The 19,847-nt window shown below is 70.5% G+C and carries 13 protein-coding genes; 2 read left to right on the top strand and 11 right to left on the bottom strand.

The window, feature by feature from the left end; genetic code table 11:
- Positions 1–5: 5 nt before the first annotated feature.
- The 7 genes from Aau02nite_RS20155 to Aau02nite_RS20125 all read right to left on the bottom strand — a co-directional run bounded on the left by Aau02nite_RS20155 (position 6) and on the right by Aau02nite_RS20125 (position 8,676).
- A complete protein-coding gene (locus Aau02nite_RS20155; RefSeq protein WP_212990060.1) occupies positions 6–1,109 on the bottom strand; it encodes a substrate-binding domain-containing protein in 1,104 nt (367 codons plus the stop codon).
- A 56-nt stretch (positions 1,110–1,165) separates the two neighbouring features.
- Positions 1,166–2,461 (bottom strand): multiple monosaccharide ABC transporter permease, encoded by a 1,296-nt coding sequence (mmsB, locus tag Aau02nite_RS20150; RefSeq protein ID WP_212990059.1) that lies wholly within the window; start codon positions 2,459–2,461, stop codon positions 1,166–1,168.
- Positions 2,458–4,005, bottom strand: a complete 1,548-nt coding sequence (mmsA, locus tag Aau02nite_RS20145; RefSeq protein ID WP_212990058.1) for a multiple monosaccharide ABC transporter ATP-binding protein — start codon at positions 4,003–4,005, stop codon at positions 2,458–2,460. The genes mmsB and mmsA overlap by 4 nt, the downstream gene beginning before the upstream one ends.
- A gap of 197 nt (positions 4,006–4,202) precedes the next feature.
- Complete coding sequence (locus Aau02nite_RS20140) at positions 4,203–6,386, bottom strand: MMPL family transporter (protein ID WP_212990057.1); 2,184 nt, start codon at positions 6,384–6,386, stop codon at positions 4,203–4,205.
- Position 6,387: 1 nt separating this feature from the next.
- Positions 6,388–6,930: a TetR/AcrR family transcriptional regulator gene (locus Aau02nite_RS20135; RefSeq protein ID WP_212990056.1), complete on the bottom strand. Its 543-nt coding sequence runs from the start codon at positions 6,928–6,930 to the stop codon at positions 6,388–6,390.
- Positions 6,931–7,002: 72 nt separating this feature from the next.
- Positions 7,003–8,235 carry a styrene monooxygenase/indole monooxygenase family protein gene (locus Aau02nite_RS20130; protein WP_212990055.1) on the bottom strand — a complete coding sequence of 411 codons (1,233 nt, stop codon included), beginning with the start codon at positions 8,233–8,235 and terminating at the stop codon, positions 7,003–7,005.
- Between the two features lie 24 nt (positions 8,236–8,259).
- A complete protein-coding gene (locus Aau02nite_RS20125; protein WP_212990054.1) occupies positions 8,260–8,676 on the bottom strand; it encodes a MarR family winged helix-turn-helix transcriptional regulator in 417 nt (138 codons plus the stop codon).
- An 83-nt stretch (positions 8,677–8,759) separates the two neighbouring features.
- On the opposite strand from Aau02nite_RS20125, the gene Aau02nite_RS20120 reads away from it, so the two are divergent.
- Positions 8,760–10,556, top strand: a complete 1,797-nt coding sequence (locus Aau02nite_RS20120; protein WP_438841154.1) for an ABC transporter ATP-binding protein — start codon at positions 8,760–8,762, stop codon at positions 10,554–10,556.
- Positions 10,557–10,591: 35 nt separating this feature from the next.
- On the opposite strand, the gene Aau02nite_RS20115 is transcribed toward Aau02nite_RS20120, so the two are convergent.
- A complete protein-coding gene (locus Aau02nite_RS20115) occupies positions 10,592–12,022 on the bottom strand; it encodes an NAD(P)/FAD-dependent oxidoreductase (protein ID WP_212990053.1) in 1,431 nt (476 codons plus the stop codon).
- 51 nt (positions 12,023–12,073) lie between these two features.
- Here Aau02nite_RS20115 and Aau02nite_RS20110 point away from each other — a divergent pair, with 51 nt between their 5' ends.
- Positions 12,074–13,573 carry a class I SAM-dependent methyltransferase gene (locus Aau02nite_RS20110; RefSeq protein WP_246595290.1) on the top strand — a complete coding sequence of 500 codons (1,500 nt, stop codon included), beginning with the start codon at positions 12,074–12,076 and terminating at the stop codon, positions 13,571–13,573.
- A gap of 19 nt (positions 13,574–13,592) precedes the next feature.
- Here the strand turns inward: Aau02nite_RS20110 and Aau02nite_RS48070 are convergent, their stop codons facing one another.
- The 3 genes from Aau02nite_RS48070 to pulA are packed head-to-tail and all read right to left on the bottom strand — an operon-like array spanning position 13,593 to position 19,759.
- Complete coding sequence (locus Aau02nite_RS48070; RefSeq protein ID WP_438841153.1) at positions 13,593–13,838, bottom strand: hypothetical protein; 246 nt, start codon at positions 13,836–13,838, stop codon at positions 13,593–13,595.
- Between the two features lie 2 nt (positions 13,839–13,840).
- On the bottom strand, positions 13,841–14,302 hold the full coding sequence (locus tag Aau02nite_RS20105; protein WP_438841152.1) for an AMP-binding protein: 462 nt from the start codon (positions 14,300–14,302) through the stop codon (positions 13,841–13,843).
- A 42-nt stretch (positions 14,303–14,344) separates the two neighbouring features.
- On the bottom strand, positions 14,345–19,759 hold the full coding sequence (gene pulA / locus Aau02nite_RS20100) for a pullulanase-type alpha-1,6-glucosidase (protein WP_212990052.1): 5,415 nt from the start codon (positions 19,757–19,759) through the stop codon (positions 14,345–14,347).
- Between the last annotated feature and the right edge of the window lie 88 nt (positions 19,760–19,847).

Below are 19,847 nucleotides of genomic sequence, written 5' to 3'. Positions count from 1 at the left end.
AGTCGTCACGCCTTGGTGAGCGGGGCGAGCTTCGGGTCGTTCGCGTACGCCTCGGCCGCGTTGGCCTTGGTCACGGCGACCGGCGGGAGCAGGAAGGTGTCGACGACCTTGCTGCCGTTGTTGTACGACTTCTGGTCGTTGACCTGCGGGGCGTTACCGGCCTGCAGGGCCTTGACCATGTTGATGGTCTCCTTGACCAGCGTGCGGGTGTCCTTGTTGATCGTCATGTACTGCTCGCCGGCCATGATCGACTTGATCGACTCGACCTCGGAGTCCTGACCGGTGACGACCGGGACCTTCTTGCCGGCACCCTTGATCGAGGTGATGATCGCGCGGGCCAGCGTGTCGTTCGGGGAGAGGACGCCGTCCAGCTCCTTGCTGCCGTAGGTCGAGGTCAGCAGCTGGTCCATGCGGGCCTGCGCACCCTCGGCCTTCCAGCCCTGGATGGCGGTCTGCTTGACCTCGGTCTGCTTCGAGCCGACGACGACGTCGCCCTTGTCGATGGCCGGCTTGAGGACGTCCATCGCACCGTTGAAGAAGACACCGGCGTTGTTGTCGTCCGGCGAGCCGGAGAACAGCTCGATGGTCCACGGGCCGGTCGGCTTCTTGGCCTTCATGCCGTCCAGCAGGGCCTGGCCCTGGAGCTGGCCGACCTTGAAGTTGTCGAACGCGACGTAGTAGTCGAGGTCCGGCGTGTTGGTGATCAGGCGGTCGTACGCGATGACCTTCGCGCCGGCCTGGTGCGCCGCGGCGACCTGGGTCGACAGCTGGGCGGCGTCGGTCGCGCCGATGACGATGACCTTGGCACCCTTGGTCACCATGGCGGTGATCTGGGCCTGCTGGTCGGCCACCGTGGTGGACGCGCCGGCGTACTGCACGTCGCTGGTGAAGCCGGCCTCCTTCAGGCCGTTGGTGAACAGGTCACCGGCGAGGACCCAGTTCTCCGAGGTCTTGGCGGGCAGGGCCACACCGATCAGGGAGTTGGCCGCGAAGCCCTTGGCCGGGGCGTCCGAGCCGCCGGTCTCCTCGTCGCGGCCGCCGCCGCAGGCCGTCAGGGCCAGCATCGAGATGGCGCCGATGGCCACCGTCTTGGCAAAGAATGTACGCATTGGGGGGTAGTGCCCTTCTTCAGAGGTGATACGGGTGAGAGGGGTTTCGGTGACCGTCAGCCGGACACCGATGTCTTGGCGGGCTCGCGCTCCGCGGCCGACGAAGCCGGAGTGGCAGGAGCCTCCCGGCGGAAGGGACGCATGATGCTTCCGATGACCGAGAAGCGTCCCTGGCTCTTGTTGTAGACGTCCAGCGCGACCGCGAGCAGCAGCACCAGACCCTTGATGATCTGCACCCGGTCGGTGCCGACGCCCTGCAGCTGCAGGCCGTTGTTGAGCACGGCCATGACCAGACCACCCACGATGGAGCCGCTGATCGTGCCGATACCGCCGGCCACGGCCGCACCACCGATGAAGACCGCGGCGATCGCGTCCAGTTCCCAGCCGTTGCCGTCCTGCGGGCCGGAGGCCGCCGAACGGGCCACGAAGATCATGCCGGCCAGCGCGGCGAGCACGGACATGTTCATCATGACGAAGAAGTTGACCCGCTTGAGCTTGACGCCGGACAGCTCCGCGGCGCGCGAGTTGCCGCCGACCGCGTAGATGTGCCGGCCGCCGGCGGTGTTGCGGGTGTAGAACGAGTACAGGATGACCAGCGCGACCAGGATGATGCCGGAGACCGGGAAGCTGGTGCCCACCCGGCCGCTGGCGAAGCGCAGCGCCACGAAGGCCAGCACCCCGACCATGACGGCCATCCGCAGGATCGAGACCCACATCGGGCCGGCGTCGGCGTCCATCTCGTGCCGGGTACGCCGCGCCTGCACCTCACGCCAGATCACCGCGAGACAGGCGGCCAGGCCCAGCAGCAGGGTGAGGTTGTTGTAACCGGTGTTCGGTCCCACCTCGGGCAGGAAGCCCGAGCCGATCACCCGGAAGCCCTCGGGCACCGGGATGGTGTTCGCGTTACCGATGAACTGGTTGCCGCCACGGAAGATCAGCATGCCGGCCAGCGTGACGATGAACGCGGGCACGCCGATGTAGGCCACCCAGAAGCCCTGCCAGGCACCGATCGCCGCGCCGATGGCCAGGCCGAAGAGGATGGCCAGCGGCCAGGGCAGGTCCCACTCCGTCATGGACTTGGCGACCAGGATGCCGGCGAACGCGGCGATCGAGCCGACCGACAGGTCGATGTGCCCGGCCACGATCACCATCAGCATGCCGATGGCCAGGATCAGGATGTAGGAGTTCTGCTGGAACAGCGCGATCAGGTTGTCCGACCGCAGGGTCAGCCCGTCCGTCAGGAACTGGAACAGCAGGACGATCGCCACCAGGGTGAAGATCATGCCGAACTGGCGGGCGTTGGAGGTGGTACCTCCGAAGAGGTTCTTCTGAAGGTCCTTGAATCGGCTCATCGGGTCTGCATCTTCTTCGTCGAGGTCATCTGCTTCATGAGGGTCTCCGGATCCGCGTCCTGGCGGGGGATGTCGCCCGTGATCTGGCCTTCGAACACGGTGTAGATGCGGTCGCAGAGCCCGATCAGCTCGGGCAGCTCCGAGGAGATGACGATGACGCCCTTACCCTGGTCGGCGAGCCGCTGGATGATGCCGTAGATCTCGTACTTCGCGCCCACGTCGATGCCACGGGTGGGCTCGTCGAGGATCAGCAGGTCGGGGTCCGTGAACATCCACTTCGCCAGGACGACCTTCTGCTGGTTACCGCCGGAGAGCTTGGAGACGCCCTCGTCCACGGTCGGCGCCTTGGTGCGCAGTTCCTTGCGGTAGGACTCGGCCGCCTTGTACTCCGCGACCTCGTCGAGCACACCGCGCTTGGTGATCTTGGACAGCTTGGCCGACACCGTCGACGTCTTGATGTCGTCGAGCAGGTTGAGGCCGATCGCCTTGCGGTCCTCGCTGACGTACGCGAGCCCGTGGGCGATCGCGTCGGCCACCGTCCTGAGGACGATCTCCTTGCCGTCCTTGATGATCGTGCCGGACTCCCAGACGCCGTACGAGCGGCCGAAGACGCTCATCGCCAGCTCGGTGCGCCCGGCGCCCATCAGGCCCGCGAAGCCCACAATCTCGCCGCGGCGGACCACGAAGCTCTCGTTCTTGCAGACCTGCCGCTCGGCGGAGACGGGGTGCCGCACGTTCCAGTCGCGGACCTCGAAGAACACCTCGCCGATCTTCGGCGTGTGGTCGGGGAAGCGGCTGCTGAGCTCGCGGCCGACCATGCCGCGCACGATCCGGTCCTCGTCGACGCCGTCGGCCTTGACGTCCAGGGTCTCGACCGTCCGGCCGTCGCGCAGGATGGTGATCTGGTCGGCGATGGCCTCGATCTCGTTGAGCTTGTGCGAGATGATGATCGAGGTGATGCCGCGCTCGCGGAAACCGCGCAGCAGGTCGAGCAGGTGCCGCGAGTCCGCCTCGTTCAGCGCGGCGGTGGGCTCGTCCAGGATGAGCAGCTTGACGTCCTTGGCGAACGCCTTGGCGATCTCCACCAGCTGCTGCTTGCCGACACCGATGTCCTTGATCAGGGTGTCCGGGTCCTCGCGCAGCCCGACCCGGGCCAGCAGCTCGCGGGCCTGGCGCTGGGCGGACTTCCAGTCGATCGCGCCGCGCTTGCGGGGCTCGTTGCCCAGGAAGATGTTCTCGGTGATCGAGAGCTCGGGGATGAGCGCCAGCTCCTGGTGGATGATCACGATGCCGGCGCGCTCGCTGGCGCGGATGTCGGCGAAGCGCGTCTCCGACCCTTGGTAAACGATGTCACCCTCGTACGTGCCGAACGGGTAGACCCCGCTGAGCACCTTCATCAGCGTGGACTTGCCGGCACCGTTCTCGCCGCAGATGGCGTGGATCTCCCCGGCGCGCACCACCAGGTTGACGTCGGAGAGTGCCTTGACTCCGGGGAACTCCTTGGTGATGGAACGCATCTCCAGGAGGATCGGCGCGTCGCTCATCGCTCGCACCACCTCGCCAACGTCATGGATGCCTCCGGGAGGGGGGTATGGCTTGCACATGGTTTTGTTGCCGAGGGCAACCTATTCAGAGCAGAAGATGATTCGCAAGTTTCTAGATCACCGGACAGGTAACAATCCGGCAATAAAGAGCCGGGGCGTGCGATGCACGCCCCGGCTCCCTTACCTGCTTAAACGGTTCAGACGGTGACCGCTTCCCGCTCGGGCTCGCTCGCCAGTTCCTCGCGCAGCCGCTCCCCCTCGATGTCGACGTTGGGCAGCAGCCGGTCCAGCCAGCGCGGCAGCCACCAGGCGGCCCGGCCGAGCAGCGAGATCACGGCCGGCACGATCGTCATCCGCACCACGAAGGCGTCGATGGCCACGCCGATGGCCAGCGCGAAGCCCATCGACTTGATCACCGGGTCGTCGAGCAGGATGAAGCCCGCGAAGACCGAGGTCATGATCAGCGCGGCCGCGGTGACCACCCGGGCGCCGTGCCCCATGCCGCTGATGGTCGCCTCCTGCGGGCCGGCACCGTGCACGAAGTCCTCGCGCATCCGCGACACCAGGAACACCTCGTAGTCCATCGCGAGACCGAACAGGATGCCGATCAGCAGGATGGGCAGGAAGCTGATCAGCGGTCCCGGGCTGTCCAGGCCGACCAGCTCGCTGAGGTGTCCCTCCTGGAACACCAGCACCGTGATGCCGAAGGTGGCGCCCACGGTCAGCAGGAAGCCGAGCGCCGCCTTGAGCGGCACCAGGATCGAGCGGAACACCAGCATCAGCAGCAGCACCGACAGGCCGACGACCAGCAGCAGGTAGACCGGCATGGCGGCGGAGAGCTTCTCGGACACGTCGATGCCCACGGCCGTCTGACCGGTCAGCGACACGTCCGCGTCCGCGATCCCGGCCACCCGGTCCCGGACGTCGTGTACCAGCTCCTCGGTGGCCTCGTCGGTCGGACCGGTCTGCGGCAGCACCCCGAGCAGCGCGGTCCGCTTGTCCTGGCTCAGGTTGGGCGGGGTCACGGCCAGCAGGTTCGGGGTGCCCTGCAACAGCTGGGTGGCCTGCTGCACGGCCGCCGTGGTCTGCTCCGGCGAGTCGCTGGAGACGACCAGGGCCAGCCGGCCGTTGAAGCCGGGACCGAAGCCCTCGGTGATCAGGTCGGCGGCGTCGCGGCCGGGGGTGCCGACCGGCCCGGCGCCGGCACCGGGCAGCGCCACCCGCATGTCCATGGCCGGCAGGGCCAGAGCGCCCAGGCCGAGCACGCCGACCAGGATCACCGGGATGCGCCACCGGGTGACCAGCCGGGCCCACCGGAAGCCGAAGCCCTCCTTGGGCTCGGCGTGCGAGGCGGCGTGCGAGCCGGTGGCGCGCAGCTTGCGCGGCAGGACCCGCAGACCGGCGAAACCGAGCAGGGCGGGCAGCAGGGTGATGGCGACCAGGACGGCGACGGCGACGGTGCCCGCGGCAGCCAGGCCCATGACCGTCAGGAACGGGATGTTCACGACCGCCAGGCCGGCCAGCGCGATGACCACGGTGATGCCGGCGAACACGACGGCGGAACCGGCGGTGCCCACCGCGCGGGCGGCCGCCTCCCGCGGGGTGAGGCCGTCGACGAGGTTCTGCCGGTGCCGGGAGGTGATGAACAGCGAGTAGTCGATGCCGACCGCGAGGCCGAGCATCAGCGCCAGCACCGGCGCGGTGCTGGTCAGCGTGACGACGCTGCTGAGCGCGAACAGCCCGGCCATGCCGGCGCCGACACCGATCAGCGCGTTGAGCATCGTCATGCCGGCGGCGACCAGCGAGCCGAAGGTGATCACCAGGACCACCAGGGCGATGATGACGCCGATGCTCTCCGTGCCACCGACCTCTGGCTCGGAGTTCATCACCTCACCGCCATGCTCGACGCGCAGCCCGGCAGCCTCGGCGGCGGCGCCGCTGCTCTCGTACGCGGTGCGCTGCTGCTCGGTCACCTCGTCGGCGCTGGTGGCGAACTGCACCTGGATCAGCGCGTACTGCCCGTTCGGCGAGAGGGCCCTGGCCTGGAACGGGTCCACGGCACCGAGCACGCCGGGCAGCGCCGACGCCTCCTTGACCAGGCCCTCGACGGCCGGCTTGAGGGCGGCGTCGGCCAGGGTCCCGCCGGCCGGCGCGGCCACCACGATGGTGCCGGTGGCCCCGCTGGCCTCGGGGAACTCGCGCTGCAGGGCGTCGATCGCGCGTTGCGACTCGGTGCCGGGCATGGTGAAGTCGCTCGACGACGCGCCCTTGAAGGCCAGGGCGGCGCCGCCCAGGGCGGCCAGCAGCACCAGCCACAACACGACCACGAGCTTGCGGCGCCGGAACGAGGCCCGGCCCAGCCGGTACAACAGGGTTGCCATGTCAGTCCTTGGATCGAGGGGTGAGCAGGGCACGCTTCGCCACGGCGATCAGGGCGGAGCGCAGGGTCACGTCATCGGGGCGGTCGATCGCCACCGAGCAGATGCCGGCCAGCAGTACCTCGGCGGCGATCTGCTCGCCCGGATCGGTGGAACGGGCGGCGAACGCGGAGCACAAATTTTCGATCATCGGCTGCACGCCGTCGAAGGCCGGCGTGAGCAGCACGTCGAGCGAGCCGTGGTAGATCAGACCGGCCTCGCGCCGGTATCGCAGCACCAGATCCACGAAGCCGTCGATCGCCGCGGCGCGCGCCGCCTCGCCCTGGAGCCCGGCCAGCTGCTCGTCGAGCTCGGCCAGCTCGCGCGCGGCCGGGGCGAGCAGCGCGGCGAGGATCGCTTCCTTGCTGTCGAAGTGGTAGAGCAGCGTCGCCTTGGAACAGCCCACTTCCGCGGCGATGTCCTGCAGTGACGTGCCCTTGAAGCCGGCGCGGTAGAAGAGCTCCGCGGCGACAGCGAGGATCTCGTCGCGCGTCCGGGTACGGGCCATGCCCACCAGCATGCCTGACCGATCGGTCAGAAGCTGGCCGATCGGTCAGGAAGTGACTCAGGTAACGCTGCGCTACACCGAGGCGAGGTAGCGCTCGGCGGCGTCCGGGGTCAGGAACCAGTGGTCCAGGTCGGTCGGGTCCGAGAAGGCGTCGGCGAACCGGGATGCCACGGTGGGGTTGCCCGCCGCGGCGCCGAGTATGCGTTGCACGTGCGGCGGCAGTGGTTGCACCATCGCGTTCGTCCAGTCGGTGACCGCGCGGGCGGTCGAGCACCAGAACGCCTCCGCGGTGTCGCGCATCCACAGCTCGTCGAACGGCCGGTCGCCGCGCTCCCGGATCGCGGCCAGGTAGGCGGTGGCGCATTTGGCCGCGGTGTTGGCGCCCTGGCCGGTGATCGGGTCGTTGGCCAGCACCACATCGGCCATGCCGAGCACCGCGGTCCCGCCCCCCAGCCGGGCGACGGGCTCGCGCACCACCGGCGCGTACCGGCCGTGCAGGGTGGCCCGGGCATCGGTCAGCTCGACGTGACGGGCGCGCTCGGCGACCCAGGGCACGTACTCGCCGGCCAGCTCGACCATCAGGGCCAGGTGCTGCGCGGGGTCCATCGGGCCGGGACCCGCCCACCGGTCGACCGGCCCGCCGGGCACGGCCTCCCAGAACAGGATGTCGCAGGGGCCGGTCAGGGTCAGAGCGGGGATGACGAACAGCTCCCCCAGCCCCGGCACGGCGTGGAAACCGATGTGCGGCGCGGGAAACTGCGGATCGGGCTCGAGGCCGTGCACGTACGCCACCGCGAGGCCCCGCTGAGGCGCGTCGTACACCGAGCGCCGGGGGTCCCGGTCGAAGATGGACACGAGGTCGCCCCGGCCGGCCGCGACCACGGTCAGGTGGTGGCGGGCGGCGAGCGCCTCCAGCTCCGCCGCCTCGACCGTGCGGTACTCCACCGTCACGCCGCGCTGCTCGGCCAGCTCCAGCCAGGCGGCCATCTTGAGGCGCTGGTCGACGCTGCGGCCGGGATGGCCGAGCCGGGCGTTGAAGGCCAGCGCCTGCTCGCCGGGCGGGGCGGACAGCGTGATCCGGAAGCCCTCGAACGCCGGGGCCCGCTCGCCCCAGAGGTCGAGGCCGAGGGCCCGCTCGGTCTCGAGCGCGTCGTGGAACATGCCCTGGGTGCTCATCGGGCGCCCGCCGCGGATGTCCGTCGGCGTGCGGGCCGAGATCAGCGTGACGTCGTGCCCGTCGGCACGCAGGCCGAGGGCGAGCTGGAGGCCGGACTGCCCGGCACCGACGACGAGCACCTTGCGCATGCCGGTGACTCTACACAAACAGGATTATTCGCGCATGTTCCTCAGGATCCGGGTGAGGTCGGCGCGGTCGGCGTCGCTCAGGCCGGCGAAGAAACGCTCCGCGGCGGTCTGCCGGGCGGCCCGGATCGCGTCGCCGGCCGCGGTGCCCGCGGCTGTCAGATGCAGTACGGTCGCCCGCCGGTCGGCCGGATCCGGAGTGCGCTCGACCAGGCCCCGTTCCTGCAGGTCGTCGACGACCTCGGTGGCCGAGCGGGGCGCGATGCGCAGGTGCTCGGCGAGGGCCCCCGGGCGCATCGGGCCGTGGCGCAGCAGGACGGCGAGGGCCCGGCCGTGCGAGGGCGAGACGTTGAGCGGCTCCAGCGCCTCCCGGTTGAGGTGGCGCAGGGTGCGCGCGACCGACCAGAACAGCTCGGAGAGGTTCTCGTCGGCGGCGGGATCCACGGGAATACCGTACCAGCGGTTGCGGTTGTTCCCTCATGGTGAGGTAACCTCACTAATACCGTACCGGAAGAAGGTTGTTGCTCTTGGAAGCCACCACAGTCGACAGCGGCCGCCGCGGCCGCACCACCACCGTCACCCCCGCCGAGAAGAAGCAGGCCCGCGAGGTGTCCCTGCGCCGCATCGGCCGGCTCTTCAGCGCCCACCGGGCGCAGCTCACCGTCGTCACCGCGATCATCGTGGCCTCGTCCGTGATCGCCATGGCCTCCCCCTTCCTGCTGCGCGAGGTCATCGACCGCGCGCTGCCGCAGCAGGACCTGCCGCTGCTGGCCTGGCTCGTCGCCGGCATGGTCGCCGTCGCCGCCGTCACCTCGGCGCTCGGCGTCATCCAGACCTGGATCTCCACCACCGTCGGCCAGCAGGTCATGCACCGGCTGCGGGTGGACGTCTTCACCCACCTGCACCGGCAGTCCGTGACGTTCTTCACCCGGACCCGCACCGGCGAGGTGCAGTCCCGCATCACCAACGACATCGGCGGCATGCAGTCGGTGGTCACCTCGACCGCGACCTCGATCGCCTCGAACCTCACCACCGCCGTCGCCACCGCGGTCGCCATGGCCGCCCTGTCCTGGCAGCTCTCCCTGGTCTCCCTCGTGGTGCTGCCGCCGGCCGTCCACCTGACCCGCCGGGTCGCGAAGATGCGCAAGGCGATCACCGCGCAGCGCCAGCGCGAACTGGCCGACCTCAACGTCACCGTCGAGGAGGGCCTGTCGATCAGCGGCGTACAGCTGAGCAAGACCATGGGCACCGGCGCGGCGCTGGTCGACCGCTTCACCGCCTCCTCCACCCGGCTCATCGATCTGGAGCTGCGCTCCGAGCTGGCCGGCCGCTGGCGGATGGCCGCCATGAGCATCATCTTCGCCGCCATCCCGGCCGTCATCTACCTCAGTGCCGGGCTCCCGCTGACCGCCGGCACGCTGAGCATCGGCACCCTGGTCGCCTTCACCACGCTGCAGGCCGGGCTGTTCCGGCCGCTGATGGGCCTGCTCGGCGTCGGGGTCTCGCTGACCAGCTCACTGGCGCTGTTCGCCCGCATCTTCGAGTACCTGGACCTGCCGGTGGAGGTGGACGACCCGGTTGAGCCGGTGGAGCTGCCCCGTCCAGTCCGTGGGCACCTGCGGTTCGAGGACGTCACGTTCGCGTATCCGGACAGTGAGACCGCCGCGGTCGCCGGGGTCTCGCTGGACGTTCCGGCCGGTACGTCGCTCGCCCTGGTGGGCGAGACCGGGTCGGGCAAGAGCACGCTCGCCGCGCTGATCGCCCGGCTCTACGACCCGACCGCCGGCCGGATCACCATCGACGGGATCGACCTGCGGGACCTGCGCCTGGCCGACCTGGCCGGCGTCGTCGGCGTGGTCAGCCAGGAGACGTATCTGCTGCACACCACCGTGCGGGAGAACCTGCGGTACGCCCGGCCGGACGCCACCGACGCCCAGATCGAACAGGCTGCCCGGGCTGCGCAGATCCACGACGTGATCGCCGGGCTGCCTGATGGTTATGACACTGTCGTCGGCTCGCGCGGGCACCGGTTCTCCGGGGGTGAGAAACAGCGCATCGCCATCGCGCGGACGCTGCTACGCGATCCCCGGATCCTGGTCCTGGACGAGGCCACCAGCGCCCTGGACACCTCCACCGAGCGGGCCGTGCAGCGAGCCTTCGACGAGCTGGCCCGTGGACGGACCACGGTGACGATCGCACACCGGCTGTCGACCGTGCGCGACGCCGACCAGATCGTGGTTGTGGACCACGGGCGGGTCCTGGAGTCCGGCGACCACGACACGCTGGTCTCGGTCGGCGGCCGCTACGCCACCCTCGCCGCCTGACCGCGCTGACGATCCTGGTACTCAGTGGCGGCGGGTCACCGGCTCGATGTGCCGGCGGATGCCGAGGTGGGGCCGGAGGCGGAGGGGCTGGCCGGGTCGCTCGGCTGGCTCATCGCCTCGGCGGCTGCCGCTGCCTTGCGGCGTTCGAACGGGTCGCCGTACTCGCGGACCGCGGCTCGTGCGTACGCCTGCTGGAACGTCGCCACCCGCTCGGAGCGACCCCGGCCCAGGAAGCTGACCGCCCAGTGCAGTACCGCCGTGACCCTGTTCTTGAAGCCGACCAGGTAGAGCAGGTGCACCGCCAGCCACATCAGCCAGCCCAGGAAGCCCGACACGCGCAGCTTGCCCACGCTCGCCACCGCCGAGAAGCGGGAGATGGTGGCCATGCTGCCCTTGTCGAAGTACTTGAACGGTCCCGCGGGTTCCTTACCGGCCAGCCGGCGCTTGATCTGGTCCGCCGCGTACCGGCCGCTCTGGATGGCCACCTGGGCGACGCCGGGCAGCTGGTTCAGCGAGATCATGTCGCCGACCGCGAAGATCTCCGGGTGCCCGGGCAGGGTGCAGTCCGGGTTGACCTTGACCCGGCCGGCCCGGTCGGTCTCGGCGCCGGCCTGCGCGGCTAGCTTGCGGGCCAGCGGCGGGGCGGCCACCCCGGCGGCCCACATCTTGGTCATCGACTCGACGCGCTGGTGCCCGCGCTTGGTGTCCACCTCGATGCCGGTGGCGTCCACGCCGACCACCTTGGTCTCCAGCTCCACCTCCACGCCGAGCAGGTGCAGCTGACGGAGGGCGCGGGTGGACAAGTGGTCGCCGAAGGTGTTGAGCACCGCGTCGAGGGCGTCGATCAGGATGATCCGGGCCTTGCGCGGGTCGATGTGCTTGTACTGCCCCGGCAGGGTGCGGTGGGCCAGTTCGGCGATCTGCCCGGCCATCTCGACCCCGGTGGGTCCGGCGCCGACCACCACGAAGGTCATCCAGCGCTCGATCTCGGCCGGGTCGGTCTGCAGGTCGGCCAGCTCGAACGCGCCGAAGATCCGAGCCCGCAGCTCGAGCGCGTCGTCGATGCTCTTCATGCCGGGCGCGTGATCGGCGAACTGGTCGTTGCCGAAGTAGGACTGGGAGGCACCCGCGGCGACGATCAGCGTGTCGTACTCGACGGTGTAGTCGATGCCGGGCGCCTCGACCGCGACGGTCCTGGTCGCCACGTCGATGTCGCGGACCCAGCCCAGCTTGACGTCGACGTTGTCCTGGCGGCGGAGGATCTCCCGGATCGGGGGCGCGATCTCGCCCTCGGAGAGGATGCCGGTCGCCACTTGGTACAGCAGCGGCTGGAAGAGGTGGTACGCCGTGCCGTTGATCAAGGTGACATCGACGTCGGCCTTGCGCAGGGACTTGGTGGCGAAGAGCCCGCCGAAGCCGGCTCCGACGACCACCACCCGGTGCCGTCGATCAGATCGTTGAGGCATCACAGTCTCCGCTGCTCGTGGTCGGCGTCTCCGTACGGTATCAACGACCTCGTGGAAACAACCTTCTTGCTCTTCCCGGGCCGCCACCACGTCCTTACCCGCTTCCAGGCCGAGTACCTGCAGCGGTGGCCGGATGTGACCATTGTCTGGGCGGTGACGTCGGCGAACCACGAGAACACGAAACGTAATCCGGTGCCGTACCACCGCCGCGAGGCGGCCATCGAGCGTTTCAGCGTGCTGACCGGCCTGCGCTCGGTGGTCGTGCCGGTGTTCGACACCGCGCCGACCGAGCGCTTCGCCGAGGTGACGCTGAAGAACATCACGGTGGCGACCGGCCTGGAGCTGACCCCGGCGAACACGGTGGTGGCGTGCTCCACGCCGGCCGTCGCAGCGCTCTACACGGCGCTGGGTTTCGCCATCGCCGGCGTGGAGGCGGAGAGCACACCGGAACCGGCCCGCCCGTGGGACGTCCTGCTGCGGCTGGCCGCCGGCGACGAGAGCTGGCAGGACCTGGCCCATCCGGCCACCGTCGACGTCTTCGACCGCTACCAGCTGGTGGAGAGCGTGCGCACGGTGGTCAACGACCCGGTGGTGGGCGCGGAGGGCGGGCTCACCGCGACCCGCAACTACCGCACCTACGTCGAGGCGTTCGCCGACAGCGCGGCCCGCAAGTGGCAGCAGGTCCACCGGCACGTACGGCCGGGCCGGATCGTCGACATCGGCTGCGGCGCGGGCGCGGTGCTGGAGCTGGCCGACCGCGACCCGGCGCTGCGCGAGAGCGACCTGATCGGCGTGGAGATCGCCCGGCACCTGTTCGAGGAGTGCGTGCACAAGAAGGCCCAGGGGGTCTTCGACAACGCCAACGTGTTCTTCTACCGCCGCAACGTGCTGGGCGGCGCGATCTTCCCGGAGCGTTCGATCGACACGACGCTCACGTTCGCGCTGACCCACGAGATCTGGTCCTACGGCGACCGCTGGGAGTCGCTGCGGCGGTTCGCCCAGGCCATCTACGACCACACCGCGCCGGGCGGCGTGTGGATCAACAGCGACGTCTGCGGCCCGGACGGCCGCGACCGCCGGGTCCGCCTGACCCTGGACGCCACCGACGGCGCCAACCCGGCGGCCGCCCGCGAGGACCTGGCCGGGCTGTCCCCCGAGGAGGTCGCGGCGTACGTGGGCGGCCTGTCGACCCGGGCCCGCCTGGACCAGTTCGCCGTCGACTTCCGCTTCCCGTTCACGTACGCCCCGGCCGGCGACGCGGTCGAGCTCACCCTGGGCGCCGCGATGGACTACCTGACCCGCAAGGACTACGCCGACAACTGGCTGTCGGAGACCCACGAGCAGTTCTGCGGACTGGAGTACGCGGACTGGAAGTCGCTGCTGGCCGACGTCGGCTTCGAGGTCGACCCGGCCTCGGGCACCTCCCGCAACGACTGGATCATCGACAACCGCATCGCCCCGGTGGCGTCGCTGGCCGCACCCGACGGTACGCCGCTGGACTGGCCGGTCACCCACGTCCTGCTGGTCGCCCGGCGACCGCTCAACACCTGATCAGTGGTGAGACACCTGATCAGTCGGTGAGGATCGGGCGCAGGGTGTCGAGGACGGCCGGGTCCTCGATGGTCGAGGGGACCGGCTCCGGGGTGCCGTCGGCCACCACCCGCCAGAACGCGCCCGCGTCCGGGGTGCCGACCGGCTTGCCCTCGTACAGCACGGTGGTGGCGCCGGTGAGCAGGGGTGCGTACACGATGTACGAGTGGCCGACGACCCAGCCCACGTCGGACGCGGCCCAGAAGACGTCGCCCGGGCCGGCCACGATCACCTTGGGCCGGGCGTCTTGATGCGCGCCGCGAGCTCCGGCGCGCCGGAGCCGCCGAAGACGACGGAGTGGATCGCGCCGAGACGGGCGCAGGCCAGCATGGCGATGACCGCCTCCGGGACCATGGCCATGTAGACGACCACGCGGTCGACCGGGCCGACGCCGAGCCGCCGCAGGGCGCCCGCGAACAGCGCCACCTCGTCGCGCAGCTCCCGGTACGTGTACGTGCGCAGTGTCCTGGTCACCGGGCTGTCGTGGATCAGGGCGGCCTGATCGCCCCGCCCGCCGGCCACGTGCCGGTCCAGGGCGTTGTGGCAGGTGTTGAGCCGAGCGCCGGGGAACCACCGAGTGTCGAAGATCCGGTCCGGTGGGGTGTCCCAGTCGATGGCCCGGGCGGCGTCGCGCCTGAAGCCCTCGGGGTCGCGGAGACTGCGCTCGTACGCCTGCCGGTAGTCACCCATGCAGCCAGGGTGACCACCGGCAGGCGGTCAGTCCGGAGCGGATCAGCGCTGCACGAACACCGCCGTGGTGCGGGCCGGCACCGTGAAGGTGCCGGTGGCCCGGTCGAACGACGCCGCCTCGCGCTGCAGCGGGTGCAGGCCGACGGCTGCGCCCTCGAGCGCCGGGACGGTCTGGGTCGCCGCCGCCGGGGTGGCGTTGAAGATCACCGTGACCGACTTCCAGCGGCGGTCCAGGCCGCGCCCGTCGAGCTGCATGGTGATCACGCCGGGTGTCTCGGCGGTGCCGGAGAGCGGGAACGACAGGCGCTTCTGGACCTCGGCCGCCGTCGGCAGCCCGAAGACCGGCGACGACTTGCGGATCGCGAGCAGCTCCCGGTAGCGGGCGTCGGCCAGGTTCACCGCGTCGCAGCCGGGGACCAGCTTCGGGTCGGCCAGCAGCGGCTTCGCGTACGGCCACTTGGCCTCGTTGTCGGCCGCCGAGGGCAGGCCGCGGCCGAAGCCGTTGCCCTTCGCGCAGTCCCAGCTGATCTGGTTGAACCAGTCGCCGGAGTTGAACGAGTTACGGTCCAGCGACTTCGAGCGCAGCCGTTCGCTGCCCGCGGTGACGAAGCCGGGGCCCTGGCCGAGGGCGGTCGTGGCCAGCGCCACCGACTGCGATCTGGCCCGGTCCAGCGCCGAGGTCCGCTGCGGCAGCTTGTACGCCAGCGCGTCGAACAGGATCTCGTTGTCGTGCGCGTCCACGTAGGTGATCGCCTCGCCCGGCGCCGCGGTGTAGCCGGCCGGCGAGCCGTTGTAGTCGACCTGCGCGCCGGTCACCGGCGTACCGGCCGAGGAGGTGAATCGGTAGCCGGCCAGGTTGCCGCTGAGCCCGACCTTGATCAGATCCTGGTAGTGCAGCAGCCGGGCCTTCTGCTCGGCGGCGGTGCCGTTGGCCGGGTCGCCGTTCGGGTCGGTGAACAGCCCGGAGCCGAAGCCCTGGATGCGCGGGTTCTCGTCGAACGGGCCGCCACCACGGACGCCGTCGCGGAGCCGGTCGTTGAACGTGGCCACGCCCGTACCGGCCATGTTCTTCTGGGTGGCCTGCACGAAGCGGGCGTCGCCCGCCACCTCGCCGAAGTCCCAGCCCTCGCCGTACAGGTAGATGCTCTTGCCGTCGACGCCGTCGCGGGCGACGGTCAGCTTGTCGAGGGCGGCCCGCACGGCCAGGATGTTGGCCTTCGGGTGGTGGCCCATCAGGTCGAAGCGGAAACCGTCGACCTTGTACGCCCGGGCCCAGGTCACCAGCGAGTCGACGACGAGCTTGCCCATCATGGTGTGCTCGGGCGCGGTGTTGGCGCAGCAGGTGGAGTCGGCCACCGTGCCGTCCTCCAGCAGCCGCTGGTAGTAGCCGGGCACGATCTGGTCGAGCACCGAGTGCGGGTCGGTACCGGCCGCCGAGGTGTGGTTGTAGACCACGTCCAGGACCACCCGCAGGCCGCCGCGGTTGAGCCCGGCGACCATCTCGCGGAACTCCCGGGTGCGCGCGTCCGGGTCGACGGCGTAGCCGCCCTCGGGGGTCGTGTAGTGCAGCGGGTCGTAACCCCAGTTGTAGCCGTCCTTCGCCGCCACCGCGGCCACGCACTTCTGCTGCTCGGCGGAGTCCGGCGGCAGCGCGGCCAGGTCGCAGGCGGGCTGCTGCTGGTCGGCGCGCTTCTCCGGGATGGTGGCGAAGTCGAAGGCCGGCAGCAGGTGCACGTGCGTGGTGCCGGCCGCGGCGAGTGCCCGCAGCTGCTTCATCCCGGCGGTGCCCGGGTCGGTGAAGGCCCGGTAGGTGCCGCGCGCGGCGGCCGGGACGGTGGTGTCGGCGATGGAGAAGTCCCGGACGGACAGCTCGGAGATCTGCACCTTGCCCGGGGTGGCGGCGGGCTTGCGCAGCCCGGCCCAGCCGGCCGGGGTCTGCGCCGGGTCGCCGAGGTCGGCGATCCGGGTGTGCGTGGAGTCCGGCGACAGGGCCACGGAGTACGGGTCGGTGACCGAGGCGGTGACGACCTTGTCGGCCGCGGGCTGCCAGGCGGTGACCCGGTACCGGTAGTACTTGCCCTTCCAGTCCTTCGCGCCCCGGACCGACCACACGCCGGTGCCGGCGTCCCGGGTCATCGCGACCGTCCGCGCGGTCGCCGCCGGGGTGTCGAAGAGCTCCAGCGACACCGTCCGGGCGGTCGGGGCCCAGACGGCGAGGCTGGGCCGCCCGCCGGAGAACGTCGCGCCGAGCTCGGCCCGCGCCGCCTGGGCGTACACGTCGTCGAGGGCGCCGGCGGTCTGCACGCCGGTCGCGGAGAGCAGCTTGCCCTCGGCGTCGCGTTCGGTCACCGCGACCTGGCCGCGCAGCACGTCCCGGATCTTCGAGACGTCACTGAGCCGGAACGCCGGGTACTGCCACAGGTGCGGGTCAGCGACGCGCTGGGCCTCGGTGAGCCCGTTGCGGCGCGCGTCGAGCCGGATGGTGCCGTGGGCGCCGGTGAGCTCGCCGTCCACGATGCTCATACCGCCCTCGGCGGCGTGAACCAGGTCGTACACGCGGCCGTCGGTGCCGGCCCCGACCGGCTCCAGCGAGGAGCCGGTGCCGGTCTTCCAGGCGATCGTCCGCTGGTCGATCCAGACGGCGTTCGACTCGGTCAGGTCCGCGACGCCGCCGCCGGCTCGGCGGACCACGGGCAGCAGCCGATCCGGTACGCCGGACAGCAGCCACACCTCCCGCCCGGCCTCGGCGAGGTCGAGCCGCTGGTCGCCGGGCAGGTCCTTGGTGTCGCCCTTGTGGATGATGTAGTTCAGCCCGGTCGCCCCGGCGGCCAGCGGCACCCGGAACGTCACGCCGAACGCGTCGGTCGCGGCGGGCGGCAGCGGCGCGGACCACTCGGTCGGGTTCGCGGCGCCGTCCCACACGTGCAGACCCCAGCCGGAGTAGTCGCCGTCGGCGCGCCGGTAGTGCACGACCGCGGTGTTCTGGTCCTGCTCGACGGCCGGGCCGGTGGTGGTGACCGTGGGATCCCCCTGTTTCAGCCAGACCTCGGGTGTCTTCGTCGGGTCCAGGAAACGGTCGGCGCCGACGTCCTTGACGCCGTTCTTGTCGACCACGATGAAGCCGACGTTCTTGGCGCCCGGCTTGAGCTTGACCCAGGCGAACCGGCCGTACGCGTCCACCCCGTCGAAGGGCTGCCCGGCGGGCCAGGTGGTCGGCGTCTCGACGTCGCCGAAGGCGTACAGGCTCCAGTCGTCGTAGTCGCCGGCCGGCCGCTGGTAGTGCACGATCGCGTAGTCCGGTCCGGCCGTCACGGGCGGCGTGCCGACCTTGATCCGGGTGTTCGTCACCGCGAGACGCCCGCGGCTGTCACGGACCACCGCCTTGTACTTCACCGGGGTGCCGCCGGCCAGTCCGGTCAGATCGTGGAAGACCCGGTACGGCGCCCGGTCAGCGGTGCCGAGCAACTTCCACGGACCGGAGCCGACCTGCGCGGCGAAGGTGACCGTGGACAGCGGGTCGCCGGTGGTCGTGGCGGTCAGCTCGGTGCGGGTCGGCACCAGGGCGTCGGCCTTGGGCGCCGTGAACGTCACGGTGGGAGCGGCGGACGCCTGGGCGATCGGCTTCGCGGCCCGGTAGACGACCGAGGACAGCGCCGGGACGGTGACGGTCAGCTTGCCGTCGGCGCCGGTGACCGCCGTACCGGTGGCGCCGTAGATGCCGGCGAACGAGCCGGCGGGGGTCCAGGTGTCGAGGGTGACGGTCTGCGCGGTGGTGGCGTTGTTGACCGCGACCACGTACTCGGTGCGCGACTTGCGGTCGATGCGGGAGCTGGCGAAGACGCCGGGGCCGTCGGCCGCGTACCGGGTGACCTGTAGACCGTCCCGCAGGGCGGGGTGGGCCTTCCGCAGCGCGGCGAGCGAGCCGATGGCCCGGTACAGCGGGTGGCCGGTCTCGTAGTTGGCGACCGCGTGGGTGCGGTCGGTGCCGATCAGGTCGTCGTCGAGATAGTCCGCCGACCGGTTGGCGAACATGTCCTGCCGGGCGTCCTTGTCGCCGCCCGGGCCGGTGAAGCCCTGCTCGTCGCCGGAGTAGACGACCGGCTGGCCGCGGCCGAGGAACATCAGCTCGTGGGCGAGCCGGTCGCGGCGCAGCTGGACGGCGGGGTCCTTCTCGGCGGCGGCGACGAACGAGCCGATCCGGCCCATGTCGTGGTTGCCGAGGAAGGTCGGCAGCCGGTCGGCGCCGGTGTCGCGGGCGGTGTAGAGGTCGTCGGCGGCGTACAGGTCGGACAGAGCTCTGGCCGAGCCACCGTCGGCGGCGAACGACTTCGCCGCGGCCTGGAAGGAGAAGTCCAGGGTCGCGGGCAGGCCGCCGCGGCGCACGTACGTCGACTGGACCTCCTGGTCGGCGCTGTAGACCTCGCCGAACATGAAGAAGTCGCGCTTGCCGGCCTGGCGGGCGGCCCGGTCGATGCCCTGGCTGAACTGCGGCCAGAAGTCCAGGCCGGTGTGCTTGACGGTGTCCAGGCGGTACCCGTCGATGCCGGTCCTGGCGATCCAGTCGCCGTAGATCTTCGTCATGCCCCGGACCACCTCGGGGCGCTCGGTGAACAGGTCGTCGAGGCCGAAGAAGTCGCCGTACTCGCTGTTCTCGCCGACGAAGGTGGAGTCGCCGCGGTTGTGGTACATCGTCGGGTCGTTGAGCCAGGCCGGCTTCTTGACGGTCACGTCCTGGCCGTCGAGCACGGGCGTGTACGGGAACGATTCCTTGTCGAGCTTCGGGAAGGCGCGGCTGCCGTCGGCGTAGTTGCGGTCCTCGAACTCGCGTCCCTGCGCGTCGGCGTACGGGGACGTGGCCTTGTCGATGTAGTCGTACTTGTTCTCGGCGTACTTGATGACGTCGGCGGTGTGGTTGACGATGATGTCCAGGTAGATCTTCATGCCCCGCCGGTGCGCGAGGTCGACCAGCCGCTGCAGGTCGGCGTTCGTGCCGAAGTGCGGGTCCACCTGGGTGAAATCGGTGATCCAGTAGCCGTGGTAGCCGGCCGAGATGTCGTCGCCACTGCCCTGCACCGGCCGGTTCTTGAAGACCGGGGCGAGCCAGATGGCGGTGGTGCCCAGGCCCTGGATGTAGTCCAGCCGGTCGATGATCCCCTGCAGGTCACCACCGTGGTAGAAGCCCTTGTCGGCCGGGTCGAAGCCGGTCGCGAGCCGGTCACCGGGCAGCCTGCCGGTGTCGTTGGACTTGTTCCCGTTGGCGAAGCGGTCCGGCAGCACGAAGTAGAACTGCTCGGCGGGCTCCGGCTCGGTGTCGAAACCCCAGCTTGCCAGGGCGGCGGCCGACGGCTCGGCGGGACGGGCGGCGGAAGCGGGGACGACTGCGGCAATACTCAGCAGCACGCCCAGGATGAGGGACCCGACGAACGTCAGACGCCGTCCGGGCTGGAGGGTTTCCACATTGAGGCCTTCCGATGGCGGGGCGACGACGCACGCTAACCCCCGGCGCACGGACCTTGCAAGACTTTGCAGAAGTTGTCAGGCAATT

Source organism: Actinoplanes auranticolor, assembly GCF_018332655.1.
GTDB classification, from domain to species: domain Bacteria; phylum Actinomycetota; class Actinomycetes; order Mycobacteriales; family Micromonosporaceae; genus Actinoplanes; species Actinoplanes auranticolor.
The sequence above is the reverse complement of the archived record's forward strand: the minus strand, read 5'-3'. Positions and strand labels throughout refer to the sequence as shown.

Coding starts and splice junctions, on each gene's coding strand:
- Aau02nite_RS20155 (WP_212990060.1), bottom strand. CDS start 1,109: ATGCGTACATTCTTTGCCAAGACGGTGGCCATCGGCGCCATCTCGATG.
- mmsB (WP_212990059.1), bottom strand. CDS start 2,461: ATGAGCCGATTCAAGGACCTTCAGAAGAACCTCTTCGGAGGTACCACC.
- mmsA (WP_212990058.1), bottom strand. CDS start 4,005: ATGAGCGACGCGCCGATCCTCCTGGAGATGCGTTCCATCACCAAGGAG.
- Aau02nite_RS20140 (WP_212990057.1), bottom strand. CDS start 6,386: ATGGCAACCCTGTTGTACCGGCTGGGCCGGGCCTCGTTCCGGCGCCGC.
- Aau02nite_RS20135 (WP_212990056.1), bottom strand. CDS start 6,930: ATGGCCCGTACCCGGACGCGCGACGAGATCCTCGCTGTCGCCGCGGAG.
- Aau02nite_RS20130 (WP_212990055.1), bottom strand. CDS start 8,235: ATGCGCAAGGTGCTCGTCGTCGGTGCCGGGCAGTCCGGCCTCCAGCTC.
- Aau02nite_RS20115 (WP_212990053.1), bottom strand. CDS start 12,022: ATGCCTCAACGATCTGATCGACGGCACCGGGTGGTGGTCGTCGGAGCC.
- Aau02nite_RS20105 (WP_438841152.1), bottom strand. CDS start 14,302: ATGGGTGACTACCGGCAGGCGTACGAGCGCAGTCTCCGCGACCCCGAG.